Source organism: Pseudomonas frederiksbergensis (assembly GCF_000802155.2).
Lineage (GTDB): Bacteria > Pseudomonadota > Gammaproteobacteria > Pseudomonadales > Pseudomonadaceae > Aquipseudomonas > Aquipseudomonas frederiksbergensis_A.
This window is the reverse complement of record NZ_JQGJ02000038.1, coordinates 1-20,403: the sequence shown is the minus strand read 5'-3', so window position 1 is coordinate 20,403 and position 20,403 is coordinate 1. Positions and strand designations below refer to the sequence as shown.

At 59.9% G+C, this 20,403-nt stretch carries 27 protein-coding genes; all 27 read left to right on the top strand.

The genetic code is table 11. The features are described from left to right. Positions 1–50: 50 nt before the first annotated feature. The 27 genes from JZ00_RS29170 to JZ00_RS29040 all read left to right on the top strand — a co-directional run bounded on the left by JZ00_RS29170 (position 51) and on the right by JZ00_RS29040 (position 20,389). Positions 51–725 (top strand): replication protein P, encoded by a 675-nt coding sequence (locus JZ00_RS29170; RefSeq protein WP_039594632.1) that lies wholly within the window; start codon positions 51–53, stop codon positions 723–725. After that, positions 722–943, top strand: a complete 222-nt coding sequence (locus tag JZ00_RS29165; RefSeq protein WP_039594633.1) for a DUF3310 domain-containing protein — start codon at positions 722–724, stop codon at positions 941–943. Before JZ00_RS29170 ends, JZ00_RS29165 begins: the two co-directional genes overlap by 4 nt. Continuing rightward, entirely contained in the window at positions 940–1,242 is a 303-nt protein-coding gene (locus tag JZ00_RS29160) for a nuclease domain-containing protein (protein WP_039594634.1), read from the top strand. The genes JZ00_RS29165 and JZ00_RS29160 overlap by 4 nt, the downstream gene beginning before the upstream one ends. Further along, positions 1,239–1,655 (top strand): VRR-NUC domain-containing protein, encoded by a 417-nt coding sequence (locus JZ00_RS29155; RefSeq protein ID WP_039594635.1) that lies wholly within the window; start codon positions 1,239–1,241, stop codon positions 1,653–1,655. Before JZ00_RS29160 ends, JZ00_RS29155 begins: the two co-directional genes overlap by 4 nt. Continuing rightward, positions 1,652–2,950 (top strand): tyrosine-type recombinase/integrase, encoded by a 1,299-nt coding sequence (locus JZ00_RS29150; protein ID WP_039594636.1) that lies wholly within the window; start codon positions 1,652–1,654, stop codon positions 2,948–2,950. The genes JZ00_RS29155 and JZ00_RS29150 overlap by 4 nt, the downstream gene beginning before the upstream one ends. Continuing rightward, entirely contained in the window at positions 2,947–3,264 is a 318-nt protein-coding gene (locus tag JZ00_RS29145; RefSeq protein WP_235433124.1) for a hypothetical protein, read from the top strand. The genes JZ00_RS29150 and JZ00_RS29145 overlap by 4 nt, the downstream gene beginning before the upstream one ends. Positions 3,265–3,267: 3 nt before the next feature. Further along, entirely contained in the window at positions 3,268–3,621 is a 354-nt protein-coding gene (locus JZ00_RS29140) for an antiterminator Q family protein (RefSeq protein ID WP_039594637.1), read from the top strand. A gap of 212 nt (positions 3,622–3,833) precedes the next feature. Then, positions 3,834–4,163: a hypothetical protein gene (locus JZ00_RS29135; RefSeq protein WP_039594638.1), complete on the top strand. Its 330-nt coding sequence runs from the start codon at positions 3,834–3,836 to the stop codon at positions 4,161–4,163. After that, a complete protein-coding gene (locus tag JZ00_RS29130) occupies positions 4,160–4,504 on the top strand; it encodes a hypothetical protein (RefSeq protein ID WP_039594639.1) in 345 nt (114 codons plus the stop codon). Before JZ00_RS29135 ends, JZ00_RS29130 begins: the two co-directional genes overlap by 4 nt. A 15-nt stretch (positions 4,505–4,519) precedes the next feature. Next, positions 4,520–5,263 carry a hypothetical protein gene (locus tag JZ00_RS29125; RefSeq protein WP_039594640.1) on the top strand — a complete coding sequence of 248 codons (744 nt, stop codon included), beginning with the start codon at positions 4,520–4,522 and terminating at the stop codon, positions 5,261–5,263. Positions 5,264–5,387: 124 nt separating this feature from the next. After that, entirely contained in the window at positions 5,388–5,933 is a 546-nt protein-coding gene (locus JZ00_RS29120; protein ID WP_039594641.1) for a terminase small subunit, read from the top strand. Beyond that, positions 5,905–7,851, top strand: a complete 1,947-nt coding sequence (locus tag JZ00_RS29115) for a phage terminase large subunit family protein (RefSeq protein WP_039594642.1) — start codon at positions 5,905–5,907, stop codon at positions 7,849–7,851. The genes JZ00_RS29120 and JZ00_RS29115 overlap by 29 nt, the downstream gene beginning before the upstream one ends. Then, on the top strand, positions 7,851–8,054 hold the full coding sequence (locus tag JZ00_RS29110; RefSeq protein ID WP_039594643.1) for a phage head-tail joining protein: 204 nt from the start codon (positions 7,851–7,853) through the stop codon (positions 8,052–8,054). Before JZ00_RS29115 ends, JZ00_RS29110 begins: the two co-directional genes overlap by 1 nt. A 1-nt stretch (position 8,055) precedes the next feature. Next, a complete protein-coding gene (locus JZ00_RS29105; RefSeq protein ID WP_039594644.1) occupies positions 8,056–9,576 on the top strand; it encodes a phage portal protein in 1,521 nt (506 codons plus the stop codon). Beyond that, complete coding sequence (locus tag JZ00_RS29100) at positions 9,536–11,545, top strand: prohead protease/major capsid protein fusion protein (protein ID WP_235433123.1); 2,010 nt, start codon at positions 9,536–9,538, stop codon at positions 11,543–11,545. The genes JZ00_RS29105 and JZ00_RS29100 overlap by 41 nt, the downstream gene beginning before the upstream one ends. A gap of 83 nt (positions 11,546–11,628) precedes the next feature. Continuing rightward, positions 11,629–11,982: a DUF2190 family protein gene (locus JZ00_RS29095; protein WP_039594646.1), complete on the top strand. Its 354-nt coding sequence runs from the start codon at positions 11,629–11,631 to the stop codon at positions 11,980–11,982. Next, the gene (locus JZ00_RS29805) at positions 11,983–12,330 is read left to right on the top strand and encodes a head-tail joining protein (protein WP_152668484.1); all 348 of its coding nucleotides are present in this window, start codon (positions 11,983–11,985) and stop codon (positions 12,328–12,330) included. A 2-nt stretch (positions 12,331–12,332) separates the two neighbouring features. Further along, positions 12,333–12,887, top strand: a complete 555-nt coding sequence (locus JZ00_RS29085) for a hypothetical protein (RefSeq protein ID WP_039594647.1) — start codon at positions 12,333–12,335, stop codon at positions 12,885–12,887. Next, positions 12,884–13,072 carry a DUF2635 domain-containing protein gene (locus JZ00_RS29080; protein WP_039594648.1) on the top strand — a complete coding sequence of 63 codons (189 nt, stop codon included), beginning with the start codon at positions 12,884–12,886 and terminating at the stop codon, positions 13,070–13,072. The genes JZ00_RS29085 and JZ00_RS29080 overlap by 4 nt, the downstream gene beginning before the upstream one ends. 8 nt (positions 13,073–13,080) lie before the next feature. Next, complete coding sequence (locus tag JZ00_RS29075) at positions 13,081–14,541, top strand: phage tail sheath subtilisin-like domain-containing protein (RefSeq protein WP_200900504.1); 1,461 nt, start codon at positions 13,081–13,083, stop codon at positions 14,539–14,541. A gap of 24 nt (positions 14,542–14,565) precedes the next feature. After that, positions 14,566–14,934, top strand: a complete 369-nt coding sequence (locus JZ00_RS29070; protein ID WP_039594650.1) for a phage tail tube protein — start codon at positions 14,566–14,568, stop codon at positions 14,932–14,934. Beyond that, positions 14,934–15,236 carry a hypothetical protein gene (locus tag JZ00_RS29065; protein ID WP_039594651.1) on the top strand — a complete coding sequence of 101 codons (303 nt, stop codon included), beginning with the start codon at positions 14,934–14,936 and terminating at the stop codon, positions 15,234–15,236. The genes JZ00_RS29070 and JZ00_RS29065 overlap by 1 nt, the downstream gene beginning before the upstream one ends. 100 nt (positions 15,237–15,336) lie before the next feature. After that, positions 15,337–17,055, top strand: a complete 1,719-nt coding sequence (locus tag JZ00_RS29060; protein WP_039594652.1) for a phage tail tape measure protein — start codon at positions 15,337–15,339, stop codon at positions 17,053–17,055. Positions 17,056–17,067: 12 nt separating this feature from the next. Then, positions 17,068–18,318 carry a DNA circularization protein gene (locus JZ00_RS29055; protein ID WP_039594653.1) on the top strand — a complete coding sequence of 417 codons (1,251 nt, stop codon included), beginning with the start codon at positions 17,068–17,070 and terminating at the stop codon, positions 18,316–18,318. Continuing rightward, positions 18,311–19,429 carry a phage baseplate assembly protein gene (locus JZ00_RS29050; protein WP_046510208.1) on the top strand — a complete coding sequence of 373 codons (1,119 nt, stop codon included), beginning with the start codon at positions 18,311–18,313 and terminating at the stop codon, positions 19,427–19,429. Before JZ00_RS29055 ends, JZ00_RS29050 begins: the two co-directional genes overlap by 8 nt. Beyond that, positions 19,422–19,922, top strand: coding sequence for a phage baseplate assembly protein V (locus tag JZ00_RS29045; protein ID WP_052742394.1), 501 nt, complete (start codon positions 19,422–19,424; stop codon positions 19,920–19,922). The genes JZ00_RS29050 and JZ00_RS29045 overlap by 8 nt, the downstream gene beginning before the upstream one ends. Then, positions 19,922–20,389: a phage GP46 family protein gene (locus JZ00_RS29040; protein WP_046510207.1), complete on the top strand. Its 468-nt coding sequence runs from the start codon at positions 19,922–19,924 to the stop codon at positions 20,387–20,389. Before JZ00_RS29045 ends, JZ00_RS29040 begins: the two co-directional genes overlap by 1 nt. The last annotated feature ends 14 nt before the right edge of the window (positions 20,390–20,403 follow it).

Here is a 20,403-nt window from a genome sequence, read left to right as displayed (position 1 = left end):
GCCGATGACATGGACGGTTCCGGCGATTGGACTGCCAAGGGGGTGCGCCTGTGAAAAACCCAACCCACGTCAGCGAGCTGATCGCTACTCGCCGAACTGATGTGACCTACCAGCCGCCAAGCGATCCGGCTGTCGCTGAAGTCGACCCCGCGACGAAGGCCGTTATCGACGACCTTTTCCTGCGGTTGCGTGGAGCCTGCGGCGCCTGGCGTCAATCCTGGGCAACCGAGGCGGTGATGAACGCCGCGAAACTGGAATGGCTGGGCGAGTTCATGCGTTCGGGCATTACCCGGATGGAGCAGATCGACCACGGCATGCGGGTACTGAGCGCGAGCAAGGTCGCATTCGTGCCGGCGCCTGGGGTTTTCGTCAGTTGGTGTTTCGCGCCTGAAGGGCTGGGCCTGCCGAGCGTGGAAAAGGCCTACGCCCAGGGCCTGCGCAATTGCCACCCGGCCATGCGCGCCTCGGCGAAGTGGATGCACCCGGCCATTTATCACGCCACGGCCGCCGCTGGCTTCCACAGCCTGCCGCTGCTATCCCGCGAGCTGGGTTTTGCGAGCTTCGAGCGGCACTACCTGGCCCAGTGCCGGAAGATTTGGAAAGGCGAGGCTCTGGGACCGATCCCCGCCGCCGAGCTGTCTGCACCCCAAGCAAAGCGAACCCCTGAAGTTGGCAACGAGGCCCTGGCCAAACTGCGCGCGAGCCGCGCCGGAGCATCCCAATGAGCGCATTAGATACCCAAGTGGCCGGTGGTCATTACAAGTCACTGAAGATCCAGCCGATCGAATACATCCATGCCAACAGCATTCCTTTTGCTGAAGGCAGCGTCATCAAGTACGTGACGCGGTGGCGCGACAAGGGCGGCCTTGCTGATCTGGAGAAGGCGAAGCACTTCCTTGAGCTGCTGATCGAACTGGAGCAGCGGGCAAGGGGCCTGGAATGAAGGTGAACTCGAAGAAACTCAGGGCCTCGGCCAACGGCCAGGACTGCACCGTGCGTATGCCGGGCATCTGCAACCACAACCCGGAAACCACCGTCCTGGCGCATCTGCCGTGCGGACAGAAGGGCATGGGCATGAAGGGCTTCGACACCGTCGCGGTCTACGCCTGCAGTGCTTGCCACGATGTGATCGACGGCCGGGCCGCCGGCGACGTCGAGTGGGCAGACATGCCGCGCGCTATTGCCGAAACCCACGAAGCGCTGATCAGGGCCGGGATCCTGACCGTCAAGGGGGCCGCATGAAAGCGTTCGGGTTGAAGCCAAAGCGCGCCAAGTCCGTCGACCGCGAAGGCCTGGAGCAGGCCGCCCTACTGAAGGAGGTCACCCTGCGTTACCCCGCGGCCGCGAAACTGATCTACCACGTCCCGAACGGTGGGCACCGGCACAAGCTGGTGGCGATCAAGCTGAAAGAGCAGGGCGTCAAGGCGGGCGTTCCTGACCTGGTCCTGCCCATGGCCCGCGGCGGATACTTCGGGCTGTACATCGAGTTCAAGGCCATGCCGCCGTTTGATGCCGCCGTCTCGGCCAGCCAGGACGCGTACATCCAAGCGCTGACCGAGCAAGGCTATCTCGCCATCGTTTGTCGTGGGCACATCGATGCGCTCGAAGCGATCCGGGCCTATCTACTTCAACCACCGACGAGGGTTGCGGCATGAGCAAGACCCGCGCAGTGAAGTTTAGCGATGCCGAGATCCGCCGCCAGGCTGCCGACCCGGCAGTGCATGACCTGCGCGACCCACGTCACCCTGGCCTGTATCTGCGCTTCGGCCAGGACCGGCAACGGGGTTCCTGGTACCTGGTCAAGGGCAAGGCGTGGAAACAGATCGCACGGTTTCCTGATTTGGGTGCGGCGGCGGTGTTGGCCGAGCTGCCCGCGTTGCGTCAGCGCCTGCTGCACGATTCATCGGCGACCGCTGCCCTGGGCGGCCTGTCCACTGTTGGCCAGTTGCTGGACTGGTACGGCGACCGAATGGCGCGCGATCGCTCGCTGTCGGCCAAGCGCAAGACCGGCGCTAAGTCGGCCATTGCCTGCCACCTGCGGCCGCGCCTGGCCAGCCTGCCCATCCGTGAAGTCTCGGCTCCGGTGCTGGACAAGCTGCTGATGTGGCCTGCTCAGGAGGTGCTGTCGCTGTCCTACGTGCGTCAGCTCTTCGGCCTGCTGGTGGTCGCGTTCCGCCAGGCGCACAAGTTGGGCCTGATCGACAGCAACCCCGTGGCCGGGCTGAAGTTCGTGGACTTCACCAAGGCCAAGATCATGCCCAAAGCCGCCCGACTGCGTGGTGTCCACCTGGTAGAGCTGGTACCAGCCCTGGCCGAGCGGTTCGAGGAGCAACCCGCCGAGGCCATGCTCGCACTGATGATGCTCTGCCACGGCACCCGCGTTGGTGAAACTCGTATGGCGCGCTGGCCTGATATCTCCCTGGCCGATGGCGAGTGGTTCTTGCCGGCTGAGCACACGAAGACCCGCACCGAGCACCGCTTGCCACTGACGGCCCAGGCCAAGGCCCTGTTGACCCGGTACCGCGCCACCCAGATCGCCACGGGATACGAGGGCATCTATCTGTTCCCGTCGCGCCGTGGTCGGTCGCTGAGTGAGGGCCAGGCCAGCGCCGTGTTCACGCGGCTTGGCCAGGGTGAATGGACCAGCCACGACCTTCGCAAGGTGGCCCGCACCGCCTGGACAGATCTCGGGATCGACGGCCACATCGGCGAGATGCTGCTCAACCACTCGCTGGGCAAGATCGCCTCGACCTACATCAACACCCAAGCCCGGGAGCAGCGGTTGAAGGCGCTGGAGAAGTGGCACGGTTGGTTAGATGAGCGTGGCTTTCAGGCGATTCACAACCTGACAGGCGCCCAATTTGAAGATTCGCATAACCCAGCGCAGGCCAGCAGCGGCGCGGGCTGCACGGCTATTCCTGACATTGTTAATGGCGAGGTTTCAAAATGATCAAAAAGCAGCATGGCCCCGCCTTCCGTCGGGAGAAAAGGCAGTTGATGGCGTGCGGTCGGTGCCGTGGGGCTGGGCTGATCGCTGGCGTGTTTCATGACTTGGACTGCGAAATCTGCGACGGCACCGGCTGGGTTTGCGCCGTAACCGGACACCCAATTCCGCTCGCGGATCTTGTTCGACAGCTCAACCAACGACTGCGCGATGCAGTGGCTGATGCCGGACGGCTCCGCCATGAAGTGGGCGGCGCGCAGCAGCAGTATCTACAGAACAACCGCCGCGGTGCCGGCGGCACCAACTACACAGGGGATTGAGCCATGGCCTTCACACCTAGCTTTAAAGAACGCACCGCCGAAGATCTGCTGGAGCATTGGGGCCGCTGGGTCGTGCTGGGGTCAGGGGTGTCCTGCTGCGCATCCCGCGAGAATACGATCCTGTCTGCGATGATCACTGACGACGACGCCCTCCTGATTGATGGGTTGATGGGGCGATTGCTCAAGCGGTACCCCGAATGTGGCCAAGTGCTGATGAAGTACTACACCAGCCGCGACACTTCACTGATGGAGGTGGGTAAGAAAATGAAGTTCGGCGAAGAGAAGACGCGCGGGCTTTGGAAGGCGGGTATTGCCTGGATTGATGGGGCTCTAGATATTCGTCGTCAGGCTGCTTGACAGGCCCGGGGCCAGTATATAGATTTCAGTTACTTTGCGGTTTTTCCGCGAGCAAAGCCCGACTCTGAAGTTGGGCTTTTTGCTTTCTATCCTTTACAGAGCCTCGGCATTTGCCGGGGCTTTTTCGTTTTCGGCTCCACCACACCCATTGCTTCAAGCTGGGAGTGCTGTTGGAGCCGAACCAACACGGTCATGCAGTCGGAGTCGAGCGCATGGATCTTCTGCATCGCGTGTTCGACAAAGCTGAATGGCTTTTGGCGGGCTTGATTGGCGCTATCGTCGCAAGCTGGTGGCACAAGGATGACCTCACCGATTGGCGTGCCTGGGCAATATTCTTGGTCACTGGTGTGGCCTGCTCGCTGTATCTGACCGGAATGGTCAGCGCATACCTCGGTGTAACTGAGCCGAGCATCGTCGCCGGAATCGGTTTTCTCCTTGGCACCTTCGGCGGCTCTCTTCTGGCGGCAATCAATCGCGCCATCAAGGCCGCGGATCTTTGGGCGCTCATCCGTCAGCGGTTCGGCGGGGGTAATCCACCATGAACTACGAGCTGATCAACTCCATTGCGTGTGGCCTTATCGCGCTATGGGCAACATGGTGCGTGCTGAGCGGGAAGGTCAGGGACGGCATTCTGGGCAAGCTGATTTACTCGACGATCGCCATCAGCGGGTTTGTCGTGATGGCTCGCAATCAGACGCTTTTCTTCGGCCCGACCAATGCTGGATTGACGCTGCATGCGTCTCTGGCCTTGGCTGGCGTCCGACACGTCTTCATGGTCACCTGGTGGCTCACGGTCAAAGCCTGGTTGTGTAGCGCTCTTAATTGCGAGCACTGCATGGGTTGCGATAAGGGTCATGCGCCTGATGATCGACCCAGAGGCTGATAGGCGAGGTTAGGCATGGTAGGTATCAGTGCCAGCACCACGGTGGAAGAGCTGTCTAAGGCGCTCCGTACATTGGGCGCCAAGCAGTTGCCTTTCGCATTCGCGCTAATGGCCACCCGGCTGGCTGTGTTGGTGAAGAAAGGCGAGCTATCGGTAATGCGGCAGCGCCTGGATCAGCCGACCAACACCACCATGAACAGCCTTTATGTGCAGGTCGCCAAGAAGGAAAAGCCCGAGGCGCGGACCTTTTTCAAGGATGCGTGGACCTCCGGCGTTCCCGCTGACACCTACCTTCAGCAGGCAGTGAAGGGTGGTCGCCGTCCACATAAGCGCTTCGAGAAAGCCTTGATCGCGAAAGGTCTCATGCAGCCAGGGCAGTACGCGATCCCGGCACCATCAGCACTCAACCAATTTGGCAACGTACCACGCGGCACGATCATGAAGATCCTGTCAGGCCTGGGTGCTGCCGAGACGGTCAGTGGTGTGCAGGCGAATGCCACAGGCAGCAAACGCAGTAAGCGCAAGGGCAACGCTGACAAATATTTTGCCGGCAATGTCGATGGCACACAGGGTATCTGGGAGAAGAGGAAGACAGCGTTCGGTGATGCCGTCCGACCTGTCTTTGTCTTCAGTGATAGAGAGCCTGGGTATCGAGTGATCATTCCGTTCTACAAGATCGCGGATAACATTGTGAAGGCGAACCGAGAGCGAGAGTTCGCCAGCGCGATGGATCAGGCGCTGTCGTCAGCCCGGGGCTGACGGGCAGGGCAGGGGCTGCCCCCCCCTTTGGGTCCTTCCCAGGCCACCAGCCCCATGCGGGTAATTCGGGCCCCGCCCATCAAATATGTATGACCTTTTTTCAGGGGTTGGTTGTTGTTTAATCATGGCCAAAAACGAAACAACCAAACAGCGCGGGTGGTTGAACAAATCCGAGATGGCTTCGAGCCTAGGGATTTCCCCGCAAGCCTTTGACAAATGGGGGGTTGCGCCTGTCGCACGCATTGGTCGAGAGGCGTTCTATACCGTGCAGAACGTGGTCGAAAACCGCGTTGAACACTCGCAACGGAAACAACAACCCGCAGGTGAGGGAACCGAAGGCGTCGATCCGATGATCGAGTACAAGCTGCTCGAAGAGCGTCGAGGTCTTACCGCCGCTCAACGCATCGCCCAGGAGAAGAAGAACCTGGTGCTGGACAAGCAGTTGGTCCCGGTCCCGTTCGCCACATTTGCCCTTGCCAAAATCGCCGCACAGATCGGCTCGAAACTGGACACCGTCGGCAAGACCGTCACCCGTCGTCACCCTGAGGTTGACCCTCGAATCATCGAGTCGGTGGAGCGGGAGATCGCGCTTGCTCGAAACATTGCCGCCAGCTTTGGTGAGCAACTTCCGGAATTATTAGATGAGTACGTTGAGTCCATGGCTGAATGATCTGCGCAAGTCGATCAAGCTAGGACTCCAGGCGCTCTACAAAGAACCACCGCAAACCGCCGTCGAATGGGCGGATGCAAATTTCTACATGTCGGCCGAGTCCTCCTACAACGAGGGCAAATGGACGACCGAGCCGTTCCAGGTTGCGATCCTGAACAGCATGGGCAACGACCTGATCAATGTCGTCAACTTCATCAAGTCGGCGCGGATCGGTTACACCAAGCTGTTGATGGCCAACATCGGCTACAAAATCCAGCACAAGCGCCGCAACGTCATGATGTGGAGCCCGACCGACCCGGACGCCGAGGACATCAGCAAGAGCCACGTCAACGGCATGATCCGTGACGTACCTGTGCTAGGCGACCTGGCTCCGTGGTTCGGGCGCAAGCACAGCGACAACACCCTCGATCAGAAAATATTCGCGAACCGACGAACACTCTGGATCCGGGGCGGCAAGGCTTCGCGCAATTACCGTGAGAAATCTGCCGACGAGGTTATCTACGACGAGCTCTCTAACTTTGACGAAAGCGTCGAAGGCGAGGGCGCGCCAATCACCCTGGGTGACAAACGACTCAACGGTGCGATCTACCCGAAGTCAATTCGCGGCTCAACGCCGAAACGAGTTGGTTCCTGCCAGATCACCAAGGCCGTCGAAGAGTCGCCCTACCTGCTCAAGTTCCACATCAACTGTCCGCACTGCCGGCAGGAGCAGACGCTCAAGTGGGGCGGCAAAGATTGCGAGTTCGGCCTCAAGTGGGAAAAGAACGCGCTCGGTGAAGCCGAGAAAGCCTGGTACGTGTGTGAGCATACAGCCTGCGTGATCTGGCACAACGAAATGGTCGAGGCGTCAAAGTCCGGTCGGTGGATTTGCGAGCACACCGATATATGGACCCGCGACGGCATGGACTGGTTTGGCGTCGATGACGAAATCATCCGCACGCCTCGATCGGTCAGCTTCAGCATCTGGGCTATCTACAGTACCTGGAGCACGTGGCTCAGCCTGGCTGAAGAATGGTTGAAGGTGAAGGGCGACGTCTCGAAGCTGATCACATTCATCAACACCACGCGCGGCGAAACATGGGACGACGACCAGGGCGAGAAACTCGACTCGGAAGTTCTATACGGTCGCCGCGAGGTTTATCCGCAGGTCCCGGCCCTTGGCCTGATCCTAGTCGGTGGCATCGATACGCAGGATGACCGTTTCGAGGGTCGCGTCTGGGCCTTCGGTCCTGGTGAGGAAGCCTGGCTGGTTCATCGCTTCATTCTGATGGGCGATCCGGCCAGCGAGGAATTGCGCCGCAAGGTTGGCCTCGAATTGCACCGGCAGTTCACCCGCGTGGACGGCACCATCATGAAGGTGGAGCGCTGGACTTGGGACGCCGGCGGCCACTATGCGGACGAGGTCTATGCCGAGAGCCGCAAGCACGGCGTGCACTGGGTTGTTCCAATCCGCGGCGCGACCATCTACGGCAAGCCGATCGCGAACTTTCCGCGCACCAAGAACAAGGTGCACAAGGTTTTCCTCACCGAGGTCGGCACCGACAACGCCAAAGAGCTGCTCTACAGCCGGATGGGGATCCCCGTAGACACGGCTGCATCCCAGGCGGGCGTGTCACAGCCTGGGGTGGTTCACCTGCCGGCCAACGACGCGATCTGCGACGAATCGGAGGTGAAGCAACTCACCTCAGAAAAGAAAAAAGCAGCCATATCAAAAGGCAAGCGCGTGATGCGCTGGGACAGCGGCGGCCGTCGAAACGAGGCGCTCGACTGCTTCGTGTATGCGCTCGCTGCGCTGCGCATCTGCCAGCAACGGTTCGGGCTTGATCTCGATCTTCTGGTGACAGCGGTCACTGGCGGCAACGAACCGGACGCTGAAGAACGGCCGCGCAAGAAATCCTCACACTGGAATAAAAACTGATGGCCTACACGATCGAGCAATACAGCGCCCTGCAGGCGGCCATCGCCGAAGGGGCGTTGTCGGTCCGCTATGCCGACAAGAGCGTCACCTACCGGTCACTCGACGAGATGATGCGGATTCTCAAGCTGATGGCGACCGAGCTTGGACTGAATGCCTGCAACGAAGGCGGCCGCCGGTACGCTTCGTTTTCGAAGGGGTACTGACATGGGGATGATTGACGATCTGTTCCCCGGGTACGCGGCCAAGCGTTCGGAGATGAGGTTGAAGAAAGCGCGCACGGACATGGCGCTTAAGATGATCGAGCGCCGCTTTGAGGGTGCTGCGGGCGGTCGCCGAAACGATGGCTGGCGCGCAACTGGCGCCGATGCCAACGTTGAAAACGCTCCGGCACTGGCCAAGCTTCGCAACCGGGCCCGCGATCAGCGCCGCAACAATCCGTTCGGTGAGCGCGGCATTACGGGGATCGCCGACAACGCTGTTGGCGCCGGCATCGTCCCACTGCCATTGGCAAAGCGCGACCGTGATGGTTTGCGACTGATGGACTTGTGGAAGGCCTGGGCCGAGACAACCGATTGCGATACCGACGGATTGGATAATTTCTACGGCCTGCAGCACATGATCATGGAGGCAGTAGCCGAAAGTGGTGAGTGCTTGGTCCGTCGGCGCCGTCGCTTCAGTTCTGACGGTCTGCCCGTACCGGTGCAACTTCAGGTTTTGGAGGCCGACTTCCTCGACGAGTCGAAGGCGGACATCGTCGGACTCAACCGGATTATTCAAGGTGTTGAGTTCGACGCTCTTGGCCGCCGTGTTGCGTATTGGTTGTTCGATGAGCACCCAGGCGCAAACGCTGTTTGGGGTTCCCTGCAATCACGCAGGGTGCCGGCCGAGGATGTGATTCACGTCTTCCTTCGTAAACGACCAGGCCAGGCCCGCGGCTATAGCTGGTTGGCGCCGGTCATCCAGCGAATGCGCAACTTCGATGAGATGGAAGACGCGGTAATGGAGCAGGCGAAAATCGCCTCGTGCTTCGCAGCGTTCGTCACGAAGGACGAAAACAGCGGTACGCCTGGCGGTAAAAAGCCCGCGCTCATTGATCGCGTTGAGCCTGGAATCGTCCAGGAACTCGGGTTCGGCGAAAGCGTGAGCTTCGGCACACCGCCGACATTCAACGGTTACACGACGTATTCCTGGCAACAACTGCACGCAATGGCAGTCGGCCTGGGCGTCCCGTATGAACTGCTTACCGGGGACCTCAAGGGTGTCAACTTTTCCAGTGGGCGAATGGGTTGGCTGAACTTCGCTCGTCGGGTGGACGTGTGGCAGTGGCGGATGTTGATTCCGCAATTGTGCGATCAGGTCTGGCGCTGGTTCATGGAAGCTCAGGTGCTCCTACCTGGCGGTGTGACCGATGACGTCAAAGCCTACTGGGTCCCGCCTCGTCGCGACATGGTCGACCCGAAAGCAGAAACAGAAAACGTCATCACCCGCGTGCGCAACGGCCTGACCACCTGGCCCGACGCCTTGCGCGAGCTCGGCATTACAGACCCGAAACGCCACGCCGAGCAAATCAAGAAAGCAAACGAAATGATCGACGAGTACGGGTTGGTGCTGGATTGCGACCCGCGCCGAGTTGCAGCTGCCGGTTCCCCGAGCCAGCCATCAGCCACAGAAGAGAAAACAGACGATGCCAACTCCGAACCAGGTGATGACACGCAAGACACATGAGACGCCGATGCTCAGCCTGCGTGCTGCCGTGCGGCCTGGCTCGGTCGACATTGACGCGCGAACCGTTGAACTGACCTGGACAACCGGCGCTAAAGGCCGTCGCTGGTCATGGGACGTCGGCAGCTATATGGAAGAGCTTGATGTCAGCGAAGGCGCGGTTCGTCTTGATCGGCTCAACAACGGCGCGCCGCTGCTCGACACCCATAACCAGTACCAACTGAGTGCAGTACTGGCGGTTGTCGAGCGGGCATGGCTTGAGGGTGGCGAGGGCCACGCTCTGGTCCGGTTCAGCAAGCGTGATGATGCGGATGTGGTCTTCAAGGATGTCGTAGACGGCATCCTCCGAAACATCAGCGTCGGCTACGCCGTGCACCGTTACGAGGTGGTCGAGGAAGAAGACGACAAGCTCCCCACCTACCGCGCAGTCGATTGGGAGCCGCTGGAGCTCTCGCTCGTTCCGATCGGCTTCGACGACGGCGCAAAGGTCCGTAGCGCCAAAACCCCGGCTGAGTACGAAGGCCAACGATTCAACACTATTTTTGAAGTTCGGTCGGCTCAATCGTCGACCGTAGAACCGGCCGCCGTGCCTACTATCCAAGAGGAAGATGCAATGACCGAAGAAGAGAAGCGCGCGGCCGAGGACAAGCTTCGCCGTGAAGCCGCTGACGCCGAGCGCCTGCGCAGCCTCACCATCCGCACAATGGCGCGCAAGGTGCAGCTCGATGACGAAGTGTTCGTGGAAGACCTCATTGCTCGCGGTGTTCCGGTAGCGGATGCGAGTGCAGCTCTGATCGACAAGCTGGCCGAGCGTCAAAACAAGGATCAGTCGGAAACTCGCAACAGTCAGCCGACCAATGTGACTGGTGGCCTGGACCTTTCCGTCCTCAATGCCAAGCGCTCTGCCATGCAGAACGCGCTGCTGCATCGTTGCGACTCGAACATCAAGCTGGAAGAAACCGGCCGCGAGTTCCGCGGGATGCGCCTGGTAGACATGGCTCGCGAGTTCGTCGAGATGGCTGGAGGCAACGCTCGCGGCATGACCCCCCAGGAACTGGCCCGCGCGGCCTTGGGTTGCGACCGTCAAGCCGTTCGCGCGGCGGGCATGCACAGCACCAGCGATTTCCCGCTGCTCTTGGGCAGCACCGTCAATCGCACCCTGCGCGATGCCTACACCAACGCGCCACAGACCTGGCGTCCCTTGGGCCGTCAGACCACGGTGCCGGATTTCCGTGCCGTGACTCGCGCTGCCCTGGGCGACATCGCTGCGTTGGAGCAGGTCAAGGAACACGGAGAATACAAATACGGCACGCTGTCCGAAGACGGTGCGCCGATCAAAGTCGCCAAGTTCGGTAAGATCATCGCCATCACCTGGGAAACCATCGTGAACGATGATCTGGGCGCCCTGACTCGCATCCCGGCAGCTCTGGGTAATGCGGCCGCCGCAACGGAGTCCAACGTGGTTTGGGCGCTGCTGCTGGGTAATCCTAACTTCACCGATGGCGTTCCGTTCTACCACGCTGACCATGGGAACCTTGCTGCCAGCGGTGGCGCAATCAACACCACGACCTTGGCGGCCGCACGCGCTGCTATGCGCAAGCAGAAGTCGAAAGCCGGCGAGTTCCTCAACTTGTCGCCAGAGTTCCTGGTTGTCGGTCCGGACAAAGAACTGGAAGCCTTCCAGTTCACCAGTTCGGTCTACGTGCCGGCGAAGAATGCAGACATCAATGATGTGCGCAACGCTTCTCTCACGGTAATCGTGGACGCTCGTATCACCGGCAACCAGTGGTATCTGTTCTCGGCTCCGGGCGCTGTCGACACCTTTGAATACGCGTATCTCGAAGGTGAGCAGGGTGTATTTACCGAGACTCGCGAGGGCTTCGAGGTTGACGGCATGGAAATCAAAGCGCGCCTGGTCTTCGGGGCGGGCTGGATTGATTATCGCGGCGCGTACAAAAACCCAGGCGCGTAACGCGCCGCTTCGATCAAACCCCAAAAGGGCGCCACGTGGCGCCCTTCGTGTTTTCCAGTTTCTGTCTCTAAAGGGGACCTTGCATGAAGACTTTCATCCAGCACGGCGACTGCCTTACCGTCATTGCACCCGCCGGCGGCACCGTTTCGGGCGAGCTCTACAAAGTAGGCGCGATTGTGGGCGTTGCCGCTACTACTGAAGACGCTGGCGCCCCGGTGGTGCTCAAGCTCTGTGGCGTATTTGCGCTAACGAAAATCAGCGCGCAAGCCTGGGCTGTCGGCGAACTGATCTACATGAACACCACCAGTCGCGCCCTGACTAACGTTTCGGCCACAGGCCTGGTGTTGGTCGGCGTTGCCACGGAGGTGGCTGCCAACCCATCTACTACCGGTATCTGCCGACTCAACGGCGTGTCCGCGCCGGCGGCGGTGGCATAAATGAGCTGGGCCTCAATGGCCCAGCGCATGCTTGGCGTGTCGATTCGTACCTTCAGCGAGCCTTCTGCCGCCATCGATCCTGATGGCGCCGTTTACTGGTTGACTGACGGAGTAGCGCCGGGCGTGGCGCTGGCCCAGGCGGTATTCGACAGCGCACACGTCACAGTTGATCCGGAGACTGGCGCGCCGGTATCGAGCCAGAACCCAATCCTCGGTGTCCGCCTGATCGATCTCCCGAACAAGCCAACAAACCGTGATCGCGTCCGCGCTCGTGGCGAGTTGTACCAGATCAGTGATGTCCAGCCAGATGGTGTGGCCGGCGTGACGATCATTTTACGGAAAGCATAGCCATGGCCCACCCGCGACAACTGATCCGCAAGCAGGCTGTTGCGGTGCTGCTGGGCGCCACCAACGCAGGTTCCAGTGTTTATGCCAGTCGAGTGAGGCCGCTGATTTCCAATGGATGGCAGAGCGAACTCCCCGCGATCATCGTTTACACGATGGACGAGGTTGGGGAGATTTTTATCCAGGCGCCTCGGGAGTACCGGCGCCGGGTTGAGTTGGTGGTCGAGATCCATGCCGAGGGCAACGATGCGCTGGACGACACCCTTGATACGCTGGCTCGACAAGTCGAGCGCTTGCTGCTCATGGATGACACCCTTGGCGACACCGTCAATGACCTGCGATACGTGCGTTCGCGCATGGTACTGCTCGATCAGTCGGAGCAATTGACTGGCGCCTGTCGCCTCATCTTCGAGGCCGAGTACTTCGACCGTCACCCCGACGACCTATTCAACGAAAGCCTGCCGGACCTGAACTCGGTGGCGACTGAGTACAGCCTGAACAACGCGCAGCCGGATCCGGCTGACCGCGCCAAAACCATCATCGAGGACCTGAACCCATGACCACGCGTGTGCTCGTGAAGCCGGCCGAGGGCCGCCTGGTGCGACATCCAGACACCTATGAGCAGATCAAGCCGGAAGGCTTGCCTGTAGAACTGAACAGTTACTGGATCCGCAAGGAAAAGGCCGGTGACGTCGTTGTCGAAAAGGCTGCAGTACAGGCCGAAACCAAGGGTGAAAAACAATGACCATTGGAATGGATACGATCCCTGGCGCCGGCGCTCTTCGCAAGCCCGGTGTGTATAGCGAAATCGACAACAGCAAGGCGGTACGCGGGCCTCAACCTGTCAGCTTTCGCCGATTGTTGATTGGTCAAAAGCTCGCCTCCGGCCCGGCCGCTGCCAACACCCTGATTCGCATCACCAGCCCAGCACAGGCCGATACGCAGTTCGGTAAAGGCTCGATGCTGGCCGGTATGGTTCGCGCCGCGATGGCCATCGACACCTATACTGAGCTGCAAGTGCTGCCTGTGGTCGACAATGTTGCCGGCGCTGCGGCCACTGCCACCTTGGCATTCACCGGTCCTGCAACTGCTTCGGGCACCATTGAGCTGATGATTGCTGGTCGCCGTGTGTCCGTGGGTGTGATTAGCGGCGATGCCGCGACGGCCATCGCTACTGCCGTGGTCGCGGCTATCACTGCAGCTGATGACATGCCGGTCACCGCCACTGCCGCAACTGGCACCGTCACGCTTACCAGTCGACACAAAGGCGAGGCGGGCAATACTCTCAATGCCCGTGTGAATTACTACACCGGGCAGACGCTCCCCGCGGGTGTCGCCGTGACCATTAGCGATTTCGCTGGCGGTTCCGGCAATCCGGATCTGGGCGCAGCGCTCGCCGCCCTGGGGGATGAATGGTTCCAGGTCTGGGGCTTGCCGTATTCCGACGCAGCGACACTGGCCACTGTGAAGACCGAACTCAACAGCCGCTTCGCCTGGGATCGCGAAATCGAGGCGCATGCCTTCACTGCGGCGCGCGGTACGCAAGGTTCGCTGGGGGCGCTAGGTGATGCTCACAACAACCAGCATCTGGTCATCATGATGGCCAACGATGAGCCCATGCCTGCGTATGAGAAGGCGGCCGAAACCATGGCCATTGCCGCTCTCTATGCTGCGATTGATCCTGCCCGCCCGATTCAGAACCTGCAATACGCGTGGTGCCTGGCGCCGTCGGCTGCCGACAAGTTCACCAATCAAGAGCGCAACCTGCTGCTGTTCGATGGCATCGCCACGAGCAAGGTCAACAATGACGGCACCATGGTCGTCGAACGGCTGATCACCACTTACAAAACCAACACCGCCGGCGGCTCTGACATCAGCTACCTGGACAGCGAAACCTTGTTCACCCTGATGTACATCCGTCACGACTGGCGCGACTACATCCTGCGCAAGTACCCGCGTCACAAACTGGCGAACGACGGCACTCGCTATGGCATCGGCCAGCCGGTTGTCACCCCGGTGCTGATGAAGGCCGAAGCCGTATCGAAGTTCCGCGAGTGGGAGCGCTTGGGGTTGGTCGAAAACATGGCCGACTTTAAAGCCAACCTGATCGGCGAGCGAAACGAAAGCGACCCGAACCGCATGGACGTGCTGCTGCCGCCGGACCTGGTCAATCAACTGCGCATCGTCGCCAACAAAATTCAGTTCCGCCTGTAACGGCGACCGCCAGGAGATAAACACATGGCAGGTAAAAACCGCATCGGCGGAATCATCGCCTTGAAGGTCAATGGCGACATCTATTTCGCCAAGGGCAACTTCACCTACAACCTCGGCAAACCCAAACGCGAAGGCGTTGTGGGTGCCGACACGGTCCATGGCTACAAGGAGACCCCTCAGGTTCCCTTCGTTGAAGGCGAGATCACCGATCGCAACGAGCTCAGCCTCGAAGATCTGGTCACGCTCGACGACGCCACAATCACGCTGGAGCTCTCCAACGGCAAGGTCATCTCCCTGAGTGAAGCCTGGTACGCGGGTGAGGGCACCGGCAACACCGAAGAAGGCAACATCGCTTGCCGATTTGAAGGCATGTCTGCCGAGGAAGTGAAGTAATGGCAAAGGAAAAAGTTCTGCAACTGGCTGAGCAGGTCACCTTCGGTAAAGATACTTTTACCGAGCTGACCGTCACCCGCAAGCTGAAATACCTTCGTGGTCACGCGCTGCGTATCACTTCCGATGGCAAGGGCAACGGCGGCGCGGACATGGACTTTGCCACGCTGATTGACCTCGGCGCCAAGATGGTTGGCCATCCTCCTGCGTTGCTCGACGAGCTGAGCGAGGACGATCAGGCCGCCGTCATCGGCGAGGCCCGCGATTTTTTGCTGAAGCACCTCGGGGGTGGGAAGGAGGTGTAACAGTCGTCGTCAAGGTTATGAACGTTCAGCCGTCGGAGGTCATGGAAATGGATTTCGACGAGCTGAACTGGTGGCTTGAGCGCACCGAGGAATGGGTTGAATGGCAGACAAAGGATACTCCCTAAGCTTAATTATCAAGGCCGTCGACCGGGTAACCGCCCCTTTGCGGGGGATCTTCGGCAAGGTCAAGGCGGCCAGCGCCGGCATTACCGGGGCGCTCGATCGGGTGGGGCTGCCGGTCTTTACCAATAGCCTGAAGAATGTTGGCGGCGCCATTGGCGGAGTCGGCCGCGCGGTCGCATCAAGTACCCAAAGGCTACTTGGTTTGGGGGCGACCCTCGGGCTTACAACCGCGGCATTAAACCTGTTCTTCCAAGGCTTCGCGGATGCAACAGGTGCAATAGGTGATACAGCGGAGCGGACCGGCATCAGCCGCGAGCGGTTCCAGGAGCTGAGCTTTGCGGCGAAGTTGACAGGGTCATCCGCAGAAACTCTCGGCGGCGCTTTGCAGAAAATGCAGATCAACGTCGGCGCTGCCACGGCAGGCTCGAAAGAACTCAAGGAGATGTTCAAAGGCCTGGGGATCAACATCAAGGATGCATCCGGCAAGCTTAAGAGTTCGGACGCGCTCTTCGATACCTTCGTTGATCGTATCTCGAAGATCAAAGACCCATCACTCCAGGCCCAGGCTGCTGTGAAGATCTTCGGAAAAAGCGCAACCGAACTGCTACCGCTGATCCGTGGTGGCGGTGCAGGCATTAAGGAAATGGCAGACGAGGCTCGGCGCCTGGGTTTGGTAATCTCCGATAGCGCGGTTCGTGAGGGCGAGAACTTTGGCGATACCCTGGATACCTTGCATGCTGCACTGAGTGGCGTGGGTAACACGATCGGAAGCGCTCTGGTTCCGCAGTTGAACAAGCTCGGCGGCAGGCTGATTGAAACCATCGTCAAGTACCGGCCACAGATTGAAGCCTTTGCCACTGCGTTCGCTGAGAACCTGCCCGGCAATATCGAGAAGGTCACTGGCTTTATGGGTGATCTGTATGACGGCGCGCAGCCGGTGATCAGGATATTCGAATCGCTGGCCGACACGTTTGGCGCGGCGAACCTGGTCCTAACTGCGCTTGGCTTGTACATCGGGGGAGGGCTTGTTGTGAGCCTTTATAGCCTGGGCGTCGCGCTCAAGGGGGTCGGTGTCGCATTGCTCACAACTCCAGTGGGCTGGTTTCTTTTAGTTGTGGCGGCGATCGCTGGTGCGGCCTATGTCGTTTACAAAAATTGGGACGCGATTGCGAAGTTCTTCGAAGAGAAATGGGGCCGTGTCAAAGCTGCATTCTCTGACGGGATCATCAACGGAATCGTCAAAGTCTGGCTGGAGTACAACCCTGTCAGGCTCATGATGGAGGCCTTCAACGGTCTGATCAAATACCTGACTGGCTGGGACCTCGGCGCTATTTTGGGGGCGAAAATCAACGAGGCGGTTTCGGCCATCAAAAACGGTCTTCCCGATTGGGCCAAGGAATTGCTGGGGATCGATGGGGCGAGCGTAACCGTTGGGCAAGAAGGCACGTCGGCGGCCGGTACTGGCAGCCCTGACGGCGCTTTGTCGGCGCCCGGCACCGCTGCGGCAAACACAGACCTCGGCCGTCGGGCGGCGCAAATAGGCCGGGATGCCGCCCAGCAAATTGCACCGCCACCGCAGGCGGTGAGGGTACAGGTCGATCTGAACAACGTGCCGGCGGGCTCCAAGGTGAAGACCGAGGGCAGCCAGGGCGCGACGTTCGATACCGATATCGGCTATTCGATGATGGCCCCATAACCGGAGCTCCCCATGGCTTGGAGAGACAACTACCGCGCCGCGACCTTTCGCGGCGTGGGCTTTTTTGTGGCCACGGCAGACAGCAGTCACGGTCGGCGGCAGGCAATTCACGAAACTGCCCAGCGTGATATCCCCTATACCGAAGACCTCGGGCGAAAGTCGCGAGAATTCGGCATAACGGGTTACCTGCTGGGCAAAGATTACGACGTTGCCCGCGAAGAGCTGATCAAGGTTTGCGAACAGGCAGGCCCAGGCGTGCTGGTCCACCCTTATCGCGGTGAATTGACCGTGGTTTGCCGTGGGCTGGCCGTCAGCGAGACTTCGGATGAGGGAGGCATGTGCACCCTCACGATGACGTTCCTCGAAGCGGGCGAGGCGTCGTATCCCTCGGCAAAGGTCGACAACGTCAACGCCATCAGCGCGAAGGCGGGCGAAGTAACCGAGGTTGGAAAAGAAAATTTTGTATCGGATTTCCTTACAAAGGGCTACCCATCGTTCGTGGCTGATGCAGCGACATCGCAACTCCAGGGCTTGAGCGATTTTCTGAGCTCGCCCGAGTTCATCGTTTCGAGTGACATCCAGGCGGTGTCCGATTATTACGGCAAGGTCAAAAGTATTGGCGCTGATGCATTCGATCTGATCCAGGCGCCGTTTCAGTTGGCTGCCCGCGTCGTCGACGCGATCAGTAGCATCCGATCTGCCTTCGGAGGCAGCGCCTTCGGAATGTTGACGAGCCTGTACAGCCGATACTTCTCAAGCGATGACAGCGGATCCAGCACGAAGACACCGAGCCGTCAGCAGGTTGTGAAGAACAACAATGCCGTGGCCGGTCTGGTGCGTCAGGCGGCCATCTCACAGGCGTCGGTAGCAGCGGTGGTAACGCAAACCACTGAGAACGTTTCAAACGGAGGCACAAAAACCACGTCAGCACCGACGAAGTACGACAGCTACGAAGCTGCAATTGCCGTGCGGACCGAACTCGCAGACAGCCTGGATCAGGAGAGCGAGAGAACGATCAGTGACCCGGTCTACGTTGCAGTCACCGATTTGCGGACCGCCGTGGTACAGGCGGTACCGGATCCCGAGCAGGACCTGCCGCGTCTTGCGACGTATTCCCCACGGCAGACACTCCCCTCCTTGGTCGTGGCCTATCAGCTCTATGGCGATGCTAGCCGTGCCGAAGACATCGTCACGCGCAACGATCAGCGCCGCCCGGGCTTCCTGACGGGTGGAAAACAGCTTGAGGTTCTTGCAAATGGATGACCTGGAGCTGCTGGTCAACGGGATGAACTATGCGGGATGGACTCAGATAGGTGTGACGAGGGCGGTCGATGCTTCTTCAGGGGCGTTCACCGTAACGCTTACTGAGCGCTGGGAGGGAGAGGAAGGCGTGGTCGCTCAAACGGAGCCGTGGCCGATTCTTCCGGGAGACCGGTGCGAGGTGAGGCTGGGCGGGATCGTGATGGTGATTGGCTATGTCGATATCTTCAAACCGTCGTTCAGCGCCAATGACCACACCATCAACATTCAAGGCCGTGATCGGACCGCCGACTTGATTGATTGCAGCGCGGTCCACACCCCGGACGAGTGGAAGAATATAGATCTTCTGCGCTTCGCCCAAATCTTGGCCAAGCCGTTCGGCGTCGGCGTCTCGGCGGACGTGCCGCTGGGTGATGCGTTTTCGGTTTGCAAGTTGCAGCAGGGGGAGACGGCATTCGAGGCGATCGAACGTTATGCCAGGCAGCGTCGGCTGTTGCTGATGCCTGATGGCGTCGGCGGCTTGCTGATCACCCGGGCCGGAAACAAACGGGCATCGGTTGGCCTGGTTCAGGGCGAAAACATTCTCAACGCCTCGGGCAGCATCGATCACAGCCAGAGATTCAGTAGTTACCTGGTCAAAGGGCAGGCCGCATACAGTCCTGACAGCGAAGGCGATACCGAGGCCCACATCGAAGGAGGCGCCAGTGACAGCGGAATCAGGCGCTACCGGCCCTTACTCGTAGTAGCCGAGTCCGGTGGATCGAGCAGCAGCGCCCAGGAGCGCGCTACGTGGGAAGCTAACAGCCGCCTCGGTAAGTCGGCGACTGCATCCATCACCGTCCAAGGTTGGCGCCAAAGCCCAGGCGGCCCCCTCTGGGAGGCGGGGATGCTGGTGCAGGTCAAGTCGTCATGGTTACGTCTGGACGGGCAAATGATCATCCGCCAGGCCACCTACGAGCGTGGCGAAGGCGGCACCACAACAAAACTCGACATCGTCAGCCCACAGGCCTTTTCGCCTGAGCCCCCTGATTCCAAAAAAGGGAAGGCAGGAAAGAAGGGCGGGCGAAATATTTGGGCGGAAGCCATCGGGGAAGAGGACAGGAAAGATGGGTAACCCGATTCGCGATATCGGCAACCGAGTGATGATGATGTTCGCCCGGGGAGTGCTGCGCGGCGTCAATGATGCAAACGGTCGTCAGCAACTGCAGGTTGAGTTGTTGAAGGGCGAACTGCGTGATGGTGTCGAACGAATGCAAAACTACGGTTTCACCAGTCACCCGCTTGGTGGGGATGTTGCATTTGCGGCCGTCGGTGGCAACCGGGAGCAGGGCATTGTGCTGGTCATCGATGATCGCCGGTACCGCATCCCAATGCAGGCCGGCGAGGTCGCAATGTACGACGACCTCGGCAACAAAATCGAGCTGCTGCGCGACATGGTAAAGGTCACTGCTGTGATCAAGGCACAGATTGTTGCCCCGGAAATCGAGATCATCGGCAATGTGAAAATCCAGGGGAATATCGAATCCAATGGGATGATCACGAACAACGGCAAGCGGGTTGACAGTACGCACACCCACTCGAATAGCGGCGCAGGAGTACCCAACTAATGGCCGATGCCGCAATGGTTATGACCGAGTTCGGCGGCGATCTGGTGCTGTTTGGTTTCGACCTTGAACGTGATGATGGTTTGGAAACAGCCGTAATTATCAGCCTGTTCACCGATCGCCGGGCGAGCGCCGATCAGATTCCGTCGGAGTACTCGCAGGATGACCTGCGTGGCTACTGGGGCGACATCAACAACGCGTCAGCCACCGATCAGACCGGTTCATTGCTCTGGTTGCTGGCGCGTGAGAAGCAGTTGCCGCAGATCCTCAGTAGGGCTGAGCAGTACTGCCGCGAGGCTCTGGCCTGGATGATCGACGACATGGTCGCCACAACCATCACCGTCACCGCTTCGTTCTATTCGCTGGGCGTGATGCTGCTGGAGATCAACATCGACCGGCCAACCGGCCCAGCGGTTCTCTACCGATATAACTATGAATGGTCGGCTCAGGCCGGCAAGAGGGCTGCCTGATGCCATTTGCTCGA